16 protein-coding genes are annotated in these 17584 nt (G+C 69.8%); 8 read left to right on the top strand and 8 right to left on the bottom strand.

Annotated elements, in window-relative coordinates:
* Window positions 1–105 precede the first annotated feature (105 nt).
* Complete coding sequence (locus FNH24_RS16740; RefSeq protein WP_152363351.1) at window positions 106–1047, bottom strand: NAD(P)-dependent oxidoreductase; 942 nt, start codon at window positions 1045–1047, stop codon at window positions 106–108.
* Complete coding sequence (locus FNH24_RS16745) at window positions 1044–2060, bottom strand: NAD-dependent epimerase/dehydratase family protein (RefSeq protein WP_161606166.1); 1017 nt, start codon at window positions 2058–2060, stop codon at window positions 1044–1046. Before FNH24_RS16745 ends, FNH24_RS16740 begins: the two co-directional genes overlap by 4 nt.
* A gap of 126 nt (window positions 2061–2186) precedes the next feature.
* Here FNH24_RS16745 and FNH24_RS16750 point away from each other — a divergent pair, with 126 nt between their 5' ends.
* The 6 genes from FNH24_RS16750 (at window position 2187) to FNH24_RS16775 (ending at window position 10334) form a co-directional block, all read left to right on the top strand.
* On the top strand, window positions 2187–3641 hold the full coding sequence (locus tag FNH24_RS16750; protein WP_152363353.1) for a four-carbon acid sugar kinase family protein: 1455 nt from the start codon (window positions 2187–2189) through the stop codon (window positions 3639–3641).
* 342 nt (window positions 3642–3983) lie between these two features.
* Entirely contained in the window at window positions 3984–5516 is a 1533-nt protein-coding gene (locus FNH24_RS16755; RefSeq protein WP_246186940.1) for an ABC transporter substrate-binding protein, read from the top strand.
* A 12-nt stretch (window positions 5517–5528) separates the two neighbouring features.
* The gene (locus FNH24_RS16760; RefSeq protein WP_152363354.1) at window positions 5529–6473 is read left to right on the top strand and encodes an ABC transporter permease; all 945 of its coding nucleotides are present in this window, start codon (window positions 5529–5531) and stop codon (window positions 6471–6473) included.
* The gene (locus FNH24_RS16765) at window positions 6473–7318 is read left to right on the top strand and encodes an ABC transporter permease (protein ID WP_170304508.1); all 846 of its coding nucleotides are present in this window, start codon (window positions 6473–6475) and stop codon (window positions 7316–7318) included. Before FNH24_RS16760 ends, FNH24_RS16765 begins: the two co-directional genes overlap by 1 nt.
* Entirely contained in the window at window positions 7315–9120 is a 1806-nt protein-coding gene (locus FNH24_RS32260; RefSeq protein ID WP_152363355.1) for a dipeptide ABC transporter ATP-binding protein, read from the top strand. The genes FNH24_RS16765 and FNH24_RS32260 overlap by 4 nt, the downstream gene beginning before the upstream one ends.
* Window positions 9117–10334 (top strand): M20 family metallopeptidase, encoded by a 1218-nt coding sequence (locus FNH24_RS16775; RefSeq protein WP_217428274.1) that lies wholly within the window; start codon window positions 9117–9119, stop codon window positions 10332–10334. The genes FNH24_RS32260 and FNH24_RS16775 overlap by 4 nt, the downstream gene beginning before the upstream one ends.
* Before the next feature lie 9 nt (window positions 10335–10343).
* Here the strand turns inward: FNH24_RS16775 and FNH24_RS16780 are convergent, their stop codons facing one another.
* Window positions 10344–10874, bottom strand: coding sequence for a pyridoxamine 5'-phosphate oxidase family protein (locus tag FNH24_RS16780; RefSeq protein WP_152363356.1), 531 nt, complete (start codon window positions 10872–10874; stop codon window positions 10344–10346).
* Window positions 10875–10963: 89 nt separating this feature from the next.
* Between FNH24_RS16780 and FNH24_RS16785 the strand changes: the two genes are divergently transcribed.
* Window positions 10964–11377 carry a winged helix-turn-helix transcriptional regulator gene (locus FNH24_RS16785; RefSeq protein ID WP_152363357.1) on the top strand — a complete coding sequence of 138 codons (414 nt, stop codon included), beginning with the start codon at window positions 10964–10966 and terminating at the stop codon, window positions 11375–11377.
* A 63-nt stretch (window positions 11378–11440) separates the two neighbouring features.
* Here FNH24_RS16785 and FNH24_RS16790 read toward each other — a convergent pair whose 3' ends face one another.
* Entirely contained in the window at window positions 11441–12214 is a 774-nt protein-coding gene (locus FNH24_RS16790; RefSeq protein ID WP_152363358.1) for an SDR family NAD(P)-dependent oxidoreductase, read from the bottom strand.
* Window positions 12215–12352: 138 nt separating this feature from the next.
* Here FNH24_RS16790 and FNH24_RS31495 point away from each other — a divergent pair, with 138 nt between their 5' ends.
* A complete protein-coding gene (locus FNH24_RS31495) occupies window positions 12353–12505 on the top strand; it encodes a hypothetical protein (protein WP_161606167.1) in 153 nt (50 codons plus the stop codon).
* Window positions 12506–12564: 59 nt separating this feature from the next.
* On the opposite strand, the gene ahcY is transcribed toward FNH24_RS31495, so the two are convergent.
* The 4 genes from ahcY to FNH24_RS16810 all read right to left on the bottom strand — a co-directional run bounded on the left by ahcY (window position 12565) and on the right by FNH24_RS16810 (window position 17574).
* Window positions 12565–14004, bottom strand: a complete 1440-nt coding sequence (gene ahcY / locus FNH24_RS16795; protein WP_152363359.1) for an adenosylhomocysteinase — start codon at window positions 14002–14004, stop codon at window positions 12565–12567.
* Window positions 14005–14163: 159 nt separating this feature from the next.
* Complete coding sequence (locus tag FNH24_RS16800) at window positions 14164–15927, bottom strand: inositol monophosphatase family protein (protein ID WP_161606168.1); 1764 nt, start codon at window positions 15925–15927, stop codon at window positions 14164–14166.
* Window positions 15928–16109: 182 nt separating this feature from the next.
* The gene (gene aroQ, locus FNH24_RS16805; protein ID WP_246186941.1) at window positions 16110–16553 is read right to left on the bottom strand and encodes a type II 3-dehydroquinate dehydratase; all 444 of its coding nucleotides are present in this window, start codon (window positions 16551–16553) and stop codon (window positions 16110–16112) included.
* Window positions 16554–16566: 13 nt separating this feature from the next.
* A complete protein-coding gene (locus FNH24_RS16810) occupies window positions 16567–17574 on the bottom strand; it encodes a cation diffusion facilitator family transporter (RefSeq protein ID WP_217428275.1) in 1008 nt (335 codons plus the stop codon).
* Window positions 17575–17584 lie beyond the last annotated feature (10 nt).

The following is a 17584-nucleotide window of genomic DNA, read 5'->3' on the forward strand; positions in this document are numbered from 1 at the left end:
CCTCGTCCGCCGTCCGAGCCCGACTTCACCTATTTTCGTACGCGATGTGAAGGTTGCAACGTTCACATCGCGTCAGATTCTCACGTTGACGTGAAGAATCGACAACTACCGGGTAACCAGGTTCGCGATCGGGTCGTCGGCGAGGAGGGCGCGGACGTTGGCCTCGATCAGGGTGTCGGCACCGAGCGGGCGTCCGCCGGCGGTGTGCGGGGTGATGATCAGGTTCGGCGCGGACCACAGCGGGTCGCCGTCGGGCAGCGGCTCGGTGGCGGTGACGTCGAGGGCGGCACCGGCGATCTCGCCGTCGATCAGCGCCGTCCGCAGCGCCCCCTCGTCGACCGTCGCGCCGCGGCCGACGTTGATCAGCCAGGCCGTCTTCGGCAGCGCCTGCAGCACCGCGGCGTCGATGATCTTGATGGTGTCCGGTACGGCCGGCAGGATGTTGATCAAGATGTCGGTGTCGGGCAACACGCTGTGCACGTCAGCGGCGGCGATCACCGGATAGCCGGCCCGCTCCCCCGCCGACGAGGCGACGCCGGTGATCTTGGCCCCGAGCAGGGTCAGGTACGGCGCCAGCGTCTTGGCGATGCTGCCGAAGCCCCAGATGGTGACCCGGGCGTCGCGCAGCGTGGTCAGCCCCTGCGAATTGTCCAACGGCTGCCGGTAGCCGAGCTCGGAGTCCCAGCTGCCGCCGCGCTGCGCGTCCAGCGCCCGATCGAGCCGGCGGGCGGCGGCCAGGGCCAGCGCCAGGGTGTGCTCGGCGACCGTGAGGTCGTGCAGGCCGCGACCCGAGGCGATCACCGCCTCCGGCGCGAAGCCGGCGGCCACCACCGAGTCGGTGCCGGCCATCAGGCCCTGGATCAGCCGCAGCTTGGGCAGCCGGTCGGCCAGCTCCTTCATCCGGGACGCCGGGTTGAGCCAGAGCACGATCACCTCGGCGTCGGTGTGCTCGTCGGGCAGCTCGGCCTCGGGGTCGTACGCGATCCCCTGGACCCCCTCCGGCAACGTGGGGTCGAGCGGGACGCTGGTCGGCAACAGGACCTTCACTGACTCGCCCTTCCGTTCTGCAGTTGGAGCTCGGGATGCTCGCGGCGGATGTAGTCGAGCACGATGGCCTCAAGATCATCGACGGCACCGACGCCGAGCGCGGTCGCCCGCTCGCCCTCGGTGGTCGGCACCCAGGTGTCGACGATCCGCTGAATCTCCGGATCCGGCTCGAAGGTCACCGGGGCCAGCGCCTCGGCCGGCACCAGCCGCTGCACCGCGGCCAGCATCTCGGCGAACGTCGCGGACACGCTCGGGAACGTCAGCGTGCGGAACGCGCCGATCCGCTCCGACGGCAGTTCGAACAGGTCGGCCAGCCCGGCCACCACTCCGGCGGCGCCGCCGACCGCCATCCGGGTCTCCGGGGCGAGCGGCACCGCGTACGGCCGGCCGGCCAGCGGCTCCCGGAAGACGGCACTCGCGGCCGAGGAGGCTGCCGCGTTGGGCCGGCCCGGCCGGATGATCACGGTCGGGATCCGGCCCACCCGCCCGTCCAGGAAGCCCTTCCGGGTGTAGTCGTCGAACATCAGCTCGAGGATCGCCTTGGTCATCCCGTACGTCGTCCCCGGCCGGGGCGGCGCCTGATCGGTGCCGGCCGGCCCGCTGCCCGGGCCGAACACGGCGACCGAGCTGGTCGCCACCACCCGCGGCGTGTTCTCGTGCCGGCGGGCCGCCTCCAGCACGGTCCGGGTCCCGTCGAGGTTCACCCGCAGCGCGAGATCGAAGTCCTGTTCGCCCTGCCCGCTGACCACCGAGGCGAGATGGAAGATGCCGATCTCCGCCCGGTCCAGCAGGGCCGAGAATCCGGCCGCATCGGTGATGTCGCCGCCGACCAGCTCGACCCCCGCCGGCGCGCCGGCCCGGACGGCCTCGATCGCGGCCGGCTGGTCGTACCAGACGATCGATTCGATCCCGGTCCGTTCGCCGTTGCTCGCGGTGACCGTGCCCCGCTGCAGCAGCACTTCGGTCAGTCGGCGGCCGAGGAATCCCGCCCCGCCGGTGATGATGATCTTCATCGGGTCTGTTCCGGGATCGTGGGCACGTCCCGATCGTACCGAGCGGCGGCGGGGCGACCGGCGACTGCCCCGAATGGCGGGACGCCTCGGATCGGTGGCCTTCGACGCCGTGACATCCTGGCCGGCATGGACCATCCCGTGCCGGAGTCGTCACTGCTCGCCTCGCTGCCGCCGGCCCGGATCGTCCCCGCGGACGAACTCGCGACGGCCTGTGCCTCGGGCCGGCGGCTGGCGGTGCTGGACGACGACCCGACCGGCAACCAGACGATCAAGGACCTGCCGGTCGTCACCCGCTGGGCGCCCGACGACCTGCGCTGGGCGATGCGGCAGGACACCGCGGCGTTCTTCGTGCTGACCAATTCTCGCGGCCTGGCCGAGCCCGAGGCGGCCCGGCTGACCCGGGAGGTGGCGCGGGCCTGCCTGGCCGTGGCCGCCGAGGAGGGGATCGACCTCGCGTTCGCCAGCCGCAGCGATTCCACCCTGCGCGGACACTTCCCGCTGGAGCCCGACCTGCTCGCCGCGGAGTCGGCCGCCGCCGGGCAGCCGGTCGACGCGGTGATCATCAACCCGTCCTATCTGGATGCCGGCCGGATCACCGTCGACTCGGTGCACTGGGTCCGGACCGACGCCGGGATGGTGCCGGTCGGGTCGACCGACTATGCGGCCGACGCCACCTTCGGCTTCAGCAGTTCCGAGCTGACCGCCTGGGTGGCGGAGAAGACCGGTGGCCGCGTCGACCGGAGCGCGGTGGGCCGGATCACCGTCGCGCAGCTGCGCACCCTCGGCCCGGAGGGGGTCGCCGCCGCGCTGGCCGAGCTCGATGATCATGGTTACGTGGTGACCGATGCGGTGACCGATGATGATCTTCGGGTGCTCGCCCTGGGGATCCTGGCCGCCGAACGATCGGGCCGGCGCTTCGTCTATCGGGTCGGCCCGTCGTTCGTCCGGGCCCGCTCGGGGCAGGTCGCCGCGCCACCGATCGACGACGCCACCCTGCGGGCCTTGCTGCCCCCTACGGACACCCCGTCGCCGGGTGGCCTGATCGTGGTCGGATCCCATGTTTCGCTCAGTTCCCGGCAATTGCGGCTGCTGACCGAGCGGGTCGGCGCGGTCGAGCTCGAGCTGGTCCCGGCCAAGATCATCGCCGCGGGCGGCGCGGCCGAAGATCACCTGCGTGACCTCGCCGAACGCGCCGCGGCCGCGCTGCCGCAGGGCAACGTGGTGATCAAGACCAGCCGCGAACTGGTGCGCGGCGATGACGGCGAGCAGAGCCTTGCCATCTCCCGTCGGGTCAGCGTGGCGGTGGTCGAGCTGGTCCGGATGATCATGGAACGACAACGGCCCGCGTTCGTCGTCGCCAAGGGCGGCGTCACCTCCTCCGACGTCGCGACCGAGGCCCTCGGCATCCGCCGGGCCTGGGTCCGCGGCACCCTGCTGCCCGGCATCGTCTCGCTCTGGGAGCCGGTCGACGGCCCAGCCACCGGCCTGCCGTACGTCGTCTTCGCCGGCAACGTCGGCACCGACGACTCACTGGCCGACGTCGTGCAGCGCTTCGACCAGGCGCGCACCTTCGTTCCCTGAGCCTGTCGAAGGGCAAGCCACGTCCACCTGCTTCGGCGTACTCAGAAAAGGCAATCTGGTCAGCCCTTCGACAGGCTCAGGGAACGAACAAGCGACTCGAAGGCGAGCACGGGTCAGTCGAGTCGGCGGCCGAGGAGGCGGGCGATCCAGGTGCGGAACCGGACCAGCCGGAGCTGGAACCAGGACAACTCCCGGCGCCAGAATCCGCGCTCGTCACGGTTCGAATCGATCACCTGTTCGATTGTACGCTGGAACGAACTCCCGAGCCAGAGGCTGATCACGGAGTGAAAGCGGCCCGGGGTCGGCGAACTCTATGCTGTGTCCACCAAGGAGGTCACGCCCGTGAGTCGACGCTCGTCCGCTGTCCCGATGATCCCCCGCCGGCTCGTGCTCGGCCTCGGCGCCGCCGTCACCGGTGGCCTCGCGGCGGGCTGCACGGCCGGCTCGACGGCCGGCGGCGGCCAGCCGACGACGAAGACGTTGACGGTCGGCTTCGTCGCCGAACCGGCCAACCTCGATTTCACCCGGACCGACGGCGCGGCCATCCCGCAGGCACTGCTGGTCAACGTGTACGAGGGCCTGGTGAAGCTCGACCAGTCCGGTGCGATCGTGCCGCTGCTGGCCAAGTCGTGGCAGATCAGCGATGACCGGCTGCGCTACACGTTCGAGCTCGTCGACAACGCCAAGTTCGCGGGCGGCGCGCCGTTCACCGCCGACGACGCGGTGTTCAGCATCGAGCGGGTGACGAAGGACTGGACGGTCTCGCTCAAGGCCAAGCTCGATGTGGTCGAGACGGCCCGCAAGACCGGTGATCACACGATCGAGGTGACGCTGAAGAAGCCGAGCAACTCCTGGCTCTATTCGATGGCGACCCGGGTCGGCGCGATGTTCTCCCGGACCGGCGTCGATGATCTTGCCAACCGACCGGTCGGCACCGGTCCGTACCGGTTCGTCGAGTGGAAGCGCGGCGACGCGATCACGCTCGAGGCCAACCCGGACTACTGGGGCGCGAAGCCGGGCTTGGACCGGGTGGTGCTGCGCTACTTCCGGGACGCGACCGCGCTGAACAACGCGCTGCTCTCCGGCGGGATCGACGTGATCTCCGCCGTGCTCACCCCGGAGTCCCTGGGCCAGTTCGCCGACACCGCGCGCTTCCAGGTGATCGAGGGCACCTCGACCGGCGAGGTGGTGCTGAGCCTGAACAATTCACAACCGCCGTTCGACGACGTACGGGTCCGGCGCGCCGTCCGCCACGCGATCAACCACCAGGAACTGCTGGACACCGCCTGGGCCGGCCGCGGCGAGTTGATCGGCGGCATGGTGCCGCCGAGTGATCCCTGGTTCGAGGATCTGACCGGGCTGTTCCCGTTCGATCCGGCGAAAGCGAAGGCGCTGCTGGCCGAGGCCGGCGCGACCGACCTGAAGGTGCGGTTCCGGATCGCCAACCTGCCCTACGCCACCGCCGCCGCCCAGGTCGTCAAGTCGCAGCTGGCCCAGGTCGGGATCACTGCGACCATCGAGCCGTTGGAGTTCCCGGCCCGTTGGCTGGACCAGGTCTTCACCAAGGCCGACTACGAGATGTCGATCATCAACCACGTCGAGCCGCGGGACATCGTCGCGGTGTTCGGCAACCCGAAGTACTACCCGCGCTACGACAACGCCGAGGTGCAACGGCTGTTCGCCGAGGCCGACGCGGGCACCGAGGCCGAGCAGGTGACGAAGATGAAGGAGGCGGCCAAGATCATCTCCGAGGACGCGGCGGCCGACTTCCTGTTCCTGTTCCCGAATCTGATGGTCGCGACCACCAACGTCCAGGGGCTGCCGCAGAACGTGGTGTCGGAATCCTTCGATCTCACCGGCCTGACCAAGACCTGAGTCAGGGTCGCGGTGAGCCTGTTCCTGATCAAGCGGGTCGGCGTGCTCGTGCTGAGCATGATCGCAGCCACCGTGGTCGTGTTCACCTTCATGGCGGTGTTGCCCGGTGACCCGGCCGAGATCGCACTGGGGGTCAACGCGACCCCGGAGGCGGTGGCGGCACTGCGGGCCCGGTTCGGCACCGACCGGCCGCTGCCGGTGCAGTATCTGGACTGGGTGACCGGGCTGCTGCGCGGCGACTTCGGGGTGTCGTACGTCAGCGAAACCCCGATCACGCCGTTGATCGCCGACCGGTTCGCCGTCACCAGCTGGCTGGTGTTGTTCGGCCTGATCGTCTCCTTGATCATCGCCGTTCCGCTCGGCACCGCGGCCGCGGTCCGGCACCGCAAGGTGTCCGGGCTGCTGCTCTCCGGGATCAGCCAGGCCGGGATCGCGGTGCCGGCCTTCGTCGCCGGGGTCGGCCTGCTGTTCGTCTTCGCGGTCAGCCTGCGAGTCCTGCCCTCCGGCGGCTTCGTCGTGCCGGCCCAGGATCCGGTCGGCTTCCTCCGGCACCTGATCCTGCCGGCCCTGTCGCTGGGTCTGGTGCAGGGCGCCGTGCTCAGCCGCTACCTCCGCTCCGCCGTGCTGGATGTCCTGCGCGAGGACTATCTGCGGACGGCGCGGGCCAAGGGGATGGGACCGTACCGGGCACTACTGCGCCACGGCGCGCGCAACGCGGCCATCCCGGTGATCACCGTGCTCGGGCTGCAGCTGGCGACGCTGCTGATCGGTGCGGTGGTGATCGAGCGGGTGTTCACCATCCCGGGGCTGGGCAGCCTGCTGCTGGACGGCGTGGCCAACCGGGATCTGTTGCTGGTGCAGGGAACCGTGATGGTGCTGGTGGTCGCCGTGCTGGTGATCAACTTCGTCGTCGACGTCGGCTACCTGATCCTCGATCCGCGGCTGCGAGCATCCTGATGGCCGACCCCGGCACGACCGTCCGGCAGCGGATCGGCCCGAATCTGATCATCGGCGCCGCGCTGGTCGGCCTGGTCGTGATCATCGCGCTGATCTCGTTCGTCTGGACTCCGCACGACCCGACTTTCGTCGACGGGTCGGCCCGGCTGCGGCCGCTGTTCGATCCGAGCTATCTGCTGGGCACCGACAAGTTCGGCCGGGATCTGGTCAGTCAACTGCTGGTCGGCGCCCGGACCACGCTGTTCGTCGGCATCGTCGCGGTCGGCATCTCGGCGCTGATCGGCACCCCGCTGGGCATCGCCGCCGGCATGACCGACCGCTGGCCGGGCGAGCTGGTGATGCGGGTCAACGACGTGATCTTCGCCTTCCCGGCGCTGCTGCTGGCGATCATGTTCGGGGCCGTCTTCGGCGCCAGCACGCTGACCGCCATGATCGCGATCGGGATCGCCACCGTGCCGGCGTTCGCCCGGGTGGCCCGCGGGCAGACCCTGCAGGTGATGCGCACCGAATACGTTCTCGCCGCCCGAGCGGCCGGCCGGCGGCGACCGGCGATCGCGCTTCGGCACGTGCTGCCGAACATCGCCAGCATGATCATCGTGCAGGCCTCGGTCTCGTTCGCGATCGCCATCCTGGCCGAGGCGGCGCTCTCCTTCCTCGGCTTCGGCACACCGCCGCCGACGCCGTCCTGGGGCCGGATGCTGGCCGAGTCGCAGGAGCTGTTGTTTTCCGCCCCAAGGCTGGCCCTGATCCCCGGCCTGGCGATCGCCCTGGCCGTGCTCGGCTTCAACCTGCTCGGCGACGGCCTGCGCGACCGGCTCGACCCGCGCCTCCGGGAGCTGCGATGACGACTCCCTTCGAGCCCGCTCGAGATCAGCCGGCACCCAGCCGCTTCGAAGGGCAGGCCACACTTCAGGTCGAGGGGCTGACCGTGCACTCCGGCGGCACGCCGTTGATCGACAACGTCTCGTTCAGCATCGGCTCCGGCGAGCGGGTCGGGCTGATCGGCGAGTCCGGCTCGGGGAAGTCGATCACCGCTTTGTCGATCATGAACCTGTTGCCGGAAGAACTGCGGGCGCGAGGATCGATCCGGCTGGCCGGAGTGGAGCCCGACCTGGTCGGCCTGCCCGAACGACGGGCGACGGCGATCCGCGGCCAGGAGACCTCGATGGTGTTCCAGGAGCCGATGACGGCGCTGAACCCGGTGATGCGGGTCGGTGATCAGGTCGCCGAGGTGATGCTGCTGCACCGCACGACTCCGTCCCGGACCGCGGCCCGGACGGCGACGATCGAGTTGCTGGAGCGGGTCCGGCTGCCCGATCCGGCCTGGATCGGGCGGGCCTATCCGCACCAGCTCTCCGGCGGCATGCGGCAGCGGGTGATGCTGGCGATGGCCCTGGCCAACCGGCCCCGGCTGTTGATCTGCGACGAGCCGACCTCGGCCCTCGACGTCACCGTGCAGGCGGCGATGCTGGAGTTGATCGTCGAGTTGCAGGCCGAGCGAGGCAACGCGCTGCTGTTCATCACCCACGACCTCGCCGTCGTCGCCCGGGTCTGCCCGCGGGTGCTGGTGATGTATCGCGGCGAGATCGTCGAGTCCGGCGCCACCGCCGAGGTCTTCGCCGCCCCGCAGCATCCGTACACCCGGAAACTCTTGGCCGCCTCGACTCTGACCGACCCGTCCCTCCCTGAGCCGCCCCGCACATCGTTCCCTGAGCCGCCCCGCCCATCGTTCCCTGAGCCTGTCGAAGGGCAGGCCACCTCGCGCCCTCGAAGCCTTGAGACCGACGGACCCAGCCCCCTTCGGCAGGCTCAGGACGGCGCTTCGACAAGCTCAGCGAACGAACAAGCAGTGGTCGCGGTCCATGGAGTGAGCAGGATCTTCCGGCGACCGCGGAGGTCGTTGTTCCGGCCCGGCGACCAGGTGCAGGCGCTGAACAACATTGATCTTGAGATCCGGTCGGGTGATCGGTTCGGCATCGTCGGAGAGTCCGGCTCGGGGAAGTCGACGCTGCTCCGGCTGATCTCCGGGCTGGACCGGCCGACCAGCGGATCGATCGCGTTCGACGGCACCGAGATCAGCCATCAGCCGGAGTCGCGGCTCGGGTTCCTGCGCCGGGACCTGCAGGTCGTGTTCCAGGATCCGCAGGCCTCGCTCGATCCGCGGATGCGGGTCCGCGACATCATCGCCGAGCCGATGGTGTCGCTCGGCATCCCCGGCGTCGATGCCCGGGTGGCCGAGTTGCTCGCCGCGGTCGGGCTGCCGCCGGACGCGGCCCGCCGGTTCCCGCACCAGTTCTCCGGCGGCCAGCGGCAGCGGATCTCGATCGCCCGGGCGCTGTCGCCGCGGCCGCGGGTGCTGGTCGCCGACGAGCCGGTCAGCGCCCTCGACGTCACCGTCCGGGCCCAGATCCTCGACCTGCTGCTCGATCTGGTGCGCGACTACCGGCTGACCTTGATCTTCGTGTCGCACGATCTCTCCGTGGTGCGATACCTGTGCGATAACGTCGCGGTGCTGCACGACGGTGAGATCGTGGAGCGCGGCCCGACCGCCGAGGTGTATGCCCGGCCGCAGCACCCGTACACCCGGGAGCTGCTGGCGGCGGTGCCGACTCTGACTGTTGCGGGACAGGTGGCGGAGGAGCAGTGATCGACTTGACCGAGATCGACGTCGACGAAGCGGGCGTGATCGCGTTCACCCGGGCGCTGGTCCGGATCCCCAGTGTGAACGACCCGGCGCACGGCCGGTCGGAGCAGCCGGCCGCCGCGCTGGTGGCCGAGACGATGCGCGGCTTCGGCTGGCAGCCGGAGATCACCGAGCCGGCACCGGGCCGGCCCAACGTGGTCGCGGTGATCGACGGCGGCGGTGGCCCAGGACCGGTGTTGATGTTCGAGGGGCACACCGACGTCGTCACCGAGGGCACTCTCGCCGAGTGGAGTCATGACCCGTTCGGCGGCGAGATCGTCGACGGACGGCTGTACGGACGCGGCGCCGCCGACATGAAGTCCGGCGTGGCCGCGATGATCTTCGGCGTCCGGGCGTTGCAGCTGGCCGGGCCGTTCCCGGGGAAGATCAAAGTCTGTGCCCTGGCCGACGAGGAGGGCATGATGATCGGCGTGCACCACTTCGTCGACTCGGGTCAGGCGGCCGATGTCGACGGCGCCATCGTCTGCGAGCCCGAGGCCGAGGAACTCTGCCCCAGCTCGAAAGGCGCGATCCGGCTGCAGGTGGAGTTCGACGGCACGATGGCCCACGGCGCGATGCCGGAGCAGGGCCGGAACCCGTTGATCACGGCGGCGGAGTTCGTCCGCGGGCTGACCGACGTGCAGGACGCTTTGCAGGTCGATCCCGGGGCGCATCCGCAGCTCGGCACCAGCTATCTCACCCCAACCGTGATCATCGGCGGTGACCTTGATCAGATCAACGTCATCCCGGCCCGGGCCACCCTCGCCGTCGACATCCGTACCGTCCCCGGAGTTGATCATCGTCGGCTGATCGAGCGACTGACCGGTCTGGCCGACCAGCTCGGCGCGAAGGCCGAGACCCCGGCGAAGATCACCATCCCGGTCGATCGGCCGCCGGTGGACACCCCGCTGGACGATCCGGTCGTGCTCGCCCTGGCCGCCGCCCACACCGCCGTCACCGGCGCCGAACCGGTCTACGGCGGCGTCCCCGGCACCACCGACGGCACCATCCTCACCGCCAAGGCCGGCATCCCGACCGTCGTCTACGGCCCGGGCGGGAAGTGGATCGCGCACCAGGCCGACGAGTACGTCGAGGTGGCCGACATCGTCCGCAAGACCCGGGTCTACGCCGAGGCCGCCCGCCGCTTCCTCACCGCCCGGCCGTCCGACTCAGCGTGACCGTCCGAATCAGAGGGTCCAGCGGGCGGGCAGGAACTGGCCGCCGGCCGGGAACGCGTACACCGCCGTCGGAGTGATCTGGTAAACCCGGTAGGGCGGACCGCCGGAGGTCGGCGCACCGTAGTCGGCGTCGAGTTCGTCGCCCGCCACCCGGGTCGGCCAGGAGTAGACGTCGTCGAACGCGGCCGAGGCCCGGCGCAGCGTCTCCTCGTCGACGGCCCGGGTTGCAACCCCCTCGATGACCAGGTGCGCACCGTCCTCCTCGAAGGCGACCGAGCAGCGCCCGTCGCCGTCGAGGTTACGGGACTTCCGCGCGCCCTCCTTCGAGGCCGTGAACAGCACCCCGTCGGCCCAGGCGGCGAACACGGGCCGCGTGTGCGGCTCGCCGTCCGGTCGCAGCGAGGTGAACCAGCGGAAGCCGCCCGTCCGCAGTCGCTGCTCCACGTCCGACCACTCGAACGGCTGGGCATCCTCGGTCACGCCGGTCCCGCGGCCCTCGGTCGAGAGTTCGCGCCTCGTCGGTGTCTGCTGTGTCATCATCGTCTCCGTTTCTGCTTACCTTTCGACAGCAGTCACAGCGTATGCTAGACTGAACCCCGAATGCAACTACTTTGGAAAGTACATCGGAAATGACCAAGCATCGCTCGGAATGCCCGATCAACCTCGCGGTCGAGGTGTTCGGCGACCGGTGGTCATTGCTGGTGCTCCGGGACATCATGTTCGCCGACCGGCGGCACTATCGGGAGCTGCTCGCCTCGGACGAGGGAATCTCGACCAAGCTGCTCGCCGACCGGCTGCGCTCGCTGACCGCGGCTGGCCTGCTCACCCGGCGGCCGGATCCGACGCACAAGCAGAAGGCGATCTACAGCCTGACCGAGCGCTCGATCGCCCTGCTCCCGACGCTGGTCGAGCTCGGCGTCTGGAGCCACCGACACCTCGATGCCAGCGACGACCTGAGCCGTACGGCCGAAGACCTCGACAATCCCGAAGCCCAAGCCGCCTTCACCGCCCACCTCCGCCAAACCCACCTCCGGCCGAACTGAAGGCGGATGCAGAGGCCGTCGTCGGGGCGCAGCACCCACCCCTCTGCCGACTTGTCAGCGATTTCAGGCTGGTGGGGTGTAGCGGCCGTCGACCGCGGTCCAGCCGCCGTCGACCATCAGGCAGCTGCCGGTGACGTAGCTGGCCGCGTCGCCGGCAAGGAAGACCACCGCGCCGGCGATCTCGGACGGCTGGGCCCAGCGGCCGAGCGCGCTCTTCTGGGCGTACGCATCGGACCACGCCCGGTCGGCCCGGATCTGCGCGGTGAGCGGGGTCTCGACGATGCCGGGGGCGACGGCGTTGCAGCGTACGCCGCTCGGGCCGAACTCGGCCGCGGCGGTGCGGAGCAACTGGATCAGGCCGGCCTTGGTCGCGGCGTAGACCCCCTGCCCGGGCTCGACCAGGGTGGCCCGGATCGAGCTGAAGCCGATGATGCTGCCCCGGCCCCGCTCGGCCATCGGGGCACCGAAGGCGCGGATCAGCCGAAACGACGCTGCCAGATTGAGCCCGATCACCCGGTCGAAGTCCTCGTCGGTGTAGTCGACGATGCGCTTGCGGACGTTGGTCGCCGCGGTGAAGACGAGGATGTCGACCTCGTCCAGGTCCGCGGCCGCCGCCCGGATCGCCTCCGGGTCCAGCACGTCCAACTGATAGTCGCGACCGCCGGCCAGCCGCGCCGTGTCCGCTGCCGCAGCACCGTCGACGTCGGCGGCGATCACCTCCGCGCCCTGTGCCGCCAGCGCCAGCGCCGATTCACGACCAATGCCGTTCCCGGCGCCCACCACCAGGGCCTGCCGCCCGTCCAGCCGGAACAGCCGTGCGTAATCATCGATGATCATTTCGGGGTCCCCGCGGCGTTGTTCGGGGGAGCGCAGCGGAGGAGCACAACGTCGTGGGGTGACTGCATGTACTGACCCTAGCGATCCGGGGTCCAGCCGGGCAGGCGCGACGCTCCCGTGCCACTAGCCTTGCCGTCGATGAGTGAACTGGGACCGATCCGGGTCTGCACCGTCGTCCTGCGCAACGACGCGGGCGCCGTGTTGACCGTACGCAAGCGCGGCCGGCGCTGCGGAACGGGTGATCAACGTGGTCGCGGACCAAGCTTTATGAACGTTCCTGGCACTTTGTGAAGGTTGCAACGTTCACAAAGTGCCAGAAACTCACGTTAACGTGAAAAACCGACCGGGGCTCAGTAGCGGTAGTGGTCGGGCTTGTACGGGCCGGTGACCGGGATGCCGAGGTATTCGGCCTGCTTGGTGGTGAGCTCGGTGAGCTTGACGCCGAGGGCGTCCAGGTGGAGACGGGCGACGGCCTCGTCCAGGTGCTTGGGCAGGACGTAGACGCCCACCGGATACTGCTCGGGCTTGGTGAACAGCTCGATCTGGGCCAGCACCTGGTTGGTGAAGGAGTTGCTCATCACGAAGCTCGGGTGGCCGGTGGCGTTGCCGAGGTTCATCAGCCGGCCCTCGCTGAGCACGATGATCGTGTGCGCCTGGTCGGTGCCGGCCTCGAAGGTCCACTCGTCGACCTGCGGCTTGATGTTGATCCGCTCGACGCCGGTGATCTTGGTCAGCCCGGCCATGTCGATCTCGTTGTCAAAGTGGCCGATGTTGGCGACGATCGCCTGATGCTTCATCCGGCTCATCTGATCGGCGGTGATCACGTTGAAGCAGCCGGTCGCGGTGACGTAGATGTCGGCGATCGGCAGCGCCTCTTCGAGGGTGGTCACCTGATAGCCGTCCATCGCCGCCTGCAGCGCGCAGATCGGGTCGACCTCGGTGATGATCACCCGGGCGCCCTGCCCACGCAGGGATTCGGCGCAGCCCTTGCCGACGTCGCCGTAGCCGCAGACGACCGCGACCTTGCCGCCGATCAGCACGTCGGTGGCCCGGTTCAGGCCGTCGACCAGCGAGTGCCGGCAGCCGTACTTGTTGTCGAACTTCGACTTGGTCACCGAGTCGTTGACGTTGATCGCCGGGAAGAGCAGCGACTCCGCCTTGGCCATCTCGTAGAGCCGGTGCACGCCGGTGGTGGTCTCCTCGGTGACGCCCTTGATCGCGTTCGCCAGTTCGGTCCAGTTGCGGCCGGCGTCGATCGAGGCCTTCAGCACCGACAGGATGACGTGCAGTTCCTCCGGGTCGTCGGCGCCCGGCTCGGGCACCTCGCCGGCCTTGCTGTACTCGACGCCCTTGTGCACCAGCAGCGTCGCGTCACCGCCGTCGTCCAAGATCATGTTGGCGTGCTGGCCCTCGGGCCAGGTGAGGATCTGCTCGGTGCACCACCAGTACTCCTCCAGTGTCTCGCCCTTCCAGGCGAACACCGGAACCCCCTTCGGATCCTCCGGCGTGCCGTCCGGCCCGACGACGACCGCGGCGGCCGCGTGGTCCTGGGTGGAGAAGATGTTGCAGCTGGCCCAGCGGACCTCGGCCCCCAGCGCGATCAGGGTCTCGATCAGCACCGCGGTCTGGATCGTCATGTGCAGGGAGCCGGCGATCAGCGCCCCGGCCAACGGCTTGCTGCTGCCGTACTGTTCCCGCATCGCCATCAGGCCCGGCATCTCGTGCTCGGCAAGCCTGATTTCCTTACGACCGAACTCGGCAAGGCCGAGGTCTGCTACACGAAAGTCCATATTCGGCAGCCTAGTGGGCCGCCGCCCCGTTGAGAAAAGGGTTCGCCATCGATCGCCGGTGATCGAGGGAATGGGGCGATCGACCGGAACCAACGATGAACGTGACGGTGTCCGAGCAGTACCTGGGCCACTTGATCAACTCGCCCGGCCCACCGGCGCTCAGGACGTGCCCGCCTGGTGCCGGCCCGGCGTGAAGGGTGGCTGCAGCGCGGCGAGCAGGGCCTGGTGGATGCCTCGGTTGGAGTAGAGGCCGCCACGGTGGTTCGGTGACGTTCCGCCGCGATGGTCGGTGAACGCACCGCCGGCCTCTCGGACCAACAGGATCCACGGGGCGTGGTCCCACGGGTGGCAGCAGTCGACGAGGAAGGCGTCGATTTCGCCGCGGACGAGTTCGATCAGCGGCAGCCGGGTGCGGGCCGGCCGCCTCGTACCTGCCGGGAGTCGGTTCGCGACCGGTGCCGGATGGGCGGCGACGAGCGCTCCGTCCAGCGTCGCCATCTCCGAGACCCGCACCGGCCGGGTCGGCCCGCCCTCCTTGCGTTCGTACGCCCCGGAGCCCGCCGACGCCCACCAGCGCACCCCCAGGGCAGGCGCGTCGACGACCGCCACCTTGAGCTCACCGGCGATCTCGAGGGCGATCTGGACCCGCCAGTTCGGGTCGCCGTGGGCGAAGGCGCCGGTGCCGTCGATCGGGTCCAGGATCCAGGTCCGGTCGCCGGTTCCCTGGGCGCCGAGCTCCTCGCCGAGGATGCCGTCGTCCGGGCGCAGCTCGGCCAGCGCGCCGCGCAGCAGCCGCTCCACCGCGCGATCGGCCTCGGTGACCGGGCTGGCGTCGGCCTTGGTCTCGGTGGCGACCCCGCGTTCGAAATAGTGCCGGGCCACGACCGCGGCGCGATCGGCGAGCTCGTGCGCCAGCTCGAGGTCCGACGCCTGACGGGTGATCGGGGCGGAGGGCGGACGTACCGACGGCGCGCCGGTGGCATCCTTGGCCGCCGCCACCAACGTCGGTCCCCACCACTGGTCGCGCTCCAGACGTTCGGTCAGCATTGCCACCTGGGGAGTGATGTCGGCCCCATTGGCCCAACGGGCGCACAGGTGGTTACCGAGATTGTTCAGGTGGAAGGCGCGGCGCAGGTCCGCCAACAGGTCGAGGTCGCCGAGGTCGGGACCGGCCGCTTCGACGTAGCCACGGACAAATGCGGCCGCCCGGGCCACCGTCGGCCGGGCCATGGAGGCCGCGATGGCCAGGTCCGCCAGGCGCAGGTCCAGGTGCGCGAAGTCCCAGTCGATCACCGCGCCGAGCCGGTCGCCGCGGAGCAGCACCTGGCCCGGCGCAAAGTCGCCGTGGGCGATGACCTGCGGGTACGACGCGATCGACGCCGCGGCCAGCCGCTCGTGCACTTCTTCCGCCTGCCGCCGCAGCCAGGCGCCGGCGTCACCGAAGGCCCGCTCGAACTCCGGCAGCACCTCCGCCATCGTGCGTCCGCCACCGGGACGCGGCAGGGTGAGGAACTCATCCAGCCGGCCCCAGCCGGGCCGCTGCCCGAGTTGCTGCACCGGTTCGGCCGTGTGCTCGTGCAATTCGGCGAGCAGCCGGCCGTAGCCCGACGGGTCCTCGACAGGGACTGCGGGATGCGCCCCGTCGATCCACTCGAAGGCGACCCAGACCGAGCCGTCGATCAGCGTCGGTCCCACATCGATTGCCGCAACGGGTGCGCCCATGCCGGCCAGCGTCCTCAACAGGTCACATTCGTAGCGGACTTCCGGCAACAGTCGGAACGCCGGCGACTGGCGCAGTGCAACCGGTCCGCCGTCGCGCTGAGCCCGCCAGACCTTGCTGACCCGACCACCGGCGATCGGCTCGACCTCCGGTCCGTCCAACCCCAGCGCGGACACAACTTCCGGCCCGATCGACGCTGTCATCGCCATCCCCTCCTCCGCGGGGGCAGCCGACGACGCCCGTGACCGAACCTAGCCGCACCGACCCTGCCGCAGTCGCGACGTCCCGCCCCGCGGTCTTCGTCGGCCAGCTTGAGGTTTCAGCGCCCCCAGTCGGGTGGCGCAAGCTGGAGCGTCGCCTTACGCCATGATTGAGCTGCGACGCACTATGACGAGGGCGCGGGGCTCTCTGCCAGCCGGCGCAGCGCCAACTCGTAGCCGGCGATGCCGAGGCCGGCGATCACGCCGGTGGCGTACGGCGTCACCACCGAGTGCCGGCGAAACTCCTCGCGGGCATGGACATTCGACAGGTGGACCTCGATCAGGTCGGCGGTCCGCTGCGCGACCGCATCGGCGACGGCGATCGAGTAATGAGTCCAGGCGGCGGGGTTGAGCACGACCGGGATCGAGTCGTCTGCGGCTTCGTGCAGCCAGCCGACCAGCTCGCCCTCGTGGTCGGTCTGCCGCACCTCAACCTCGGCCCCAAGTTCCTTCCCGTACGCGATCAGCCGTTCGGCGAGTTGATCATGGGTGGTCGACCCGTACACCTCGGGCTGGCGCTTGCCCAGCCGGCCGAGGTTGGGGCCGTTCAAGATCAGGATCCGGGTCACGGGTGGGCTCGATTCAGTGGGCCGGCGCGGCCGGGCGTTCGGGGCGGTCCTGCGGTTCGTAGTCCGCGTGATAGATGTCCGGTTCGAGATACAGGGCGGTGACCATCGGATCGGCATCCCGGATCGCGGTCTCGGCCCGGTTGATCGTATCCGCGACGTCGCCGGCCGAGTCGGTCCGGCCGACGGCGATCTTGGCCGCGACCAGCACCTCCTCCGGCCCGAGATGCAACGTCTTCATGTGGATGATCTTGTCCACGCCGTCGGTGCCGGTCAGCGCGGCCTCGATCTTCTTGATCGACTCCGGCGTGGCCGACTCGCCGACCAGCAGGCTCTTGGTCTCGAAGGCCAGGGTGACCGCGACCGCGACCAGCAGCAGGCCGATCATGCCGGTGCCGATCACGTCGAAGTACGCGTTGCCGGTGATCAAGGTCAGCCCGACCCCGGCCAGCGCGAAGATCAGGCCGACCAGCGCGGCCAGGTCCTCCAGCAGGATGACCGGCAGTTCCGGCGACTTGGCCGAGCGGATGAACCGGCCCCAGGTCTGCCGGCCCTTGGTCTTGCTCGACTCCATGATCGCGGTCCGGAACGACAGCGACTCGGCGATGATCGCGGCGACCAAGATCGCGACCGGCAACCACCACCACTGGCTCTGGAGCAGTTCGTTGGCGTGACCTTCCTGGATCTCGTGATACTTGTGGTACGCCTCGTACAGCGCGAACAGGCCGCCGACGCTGAACAGCACGATCGCCACGATGAAGGCGAAGACGTAGCGTTCCCGGCCGAAGCCGAACGGGTGCTCCGGGGTCGCCGCCCGCTGGGCCCGCCGACCGCCGACCAGCAGCAGCGCCTGGTTGCCGGCGTCGGCGACCGAGTGGATCGCCTCGGCGAGCAACGACGAGGCCGCACCGCCGGTCAGAGCCCAACCGCCGAACTTGCACAGGGCGATGAACGAGTTCGCCACCAGGGCCGCGACAACGGCCTTCGTTCCACCTTCAGCGCTCACGGCCGCATATCTTGCCATGGCGCCGGAG

It is taken from the genome of Microlunatus speluncae (genome assembly GCF_009299835.1).
GTDB lineage: Bacteria > Actinomycetota > Actinomycetes > Propionibacteriales > Propionibacteriaceae > Microlunatus > Microlunatus speluncae.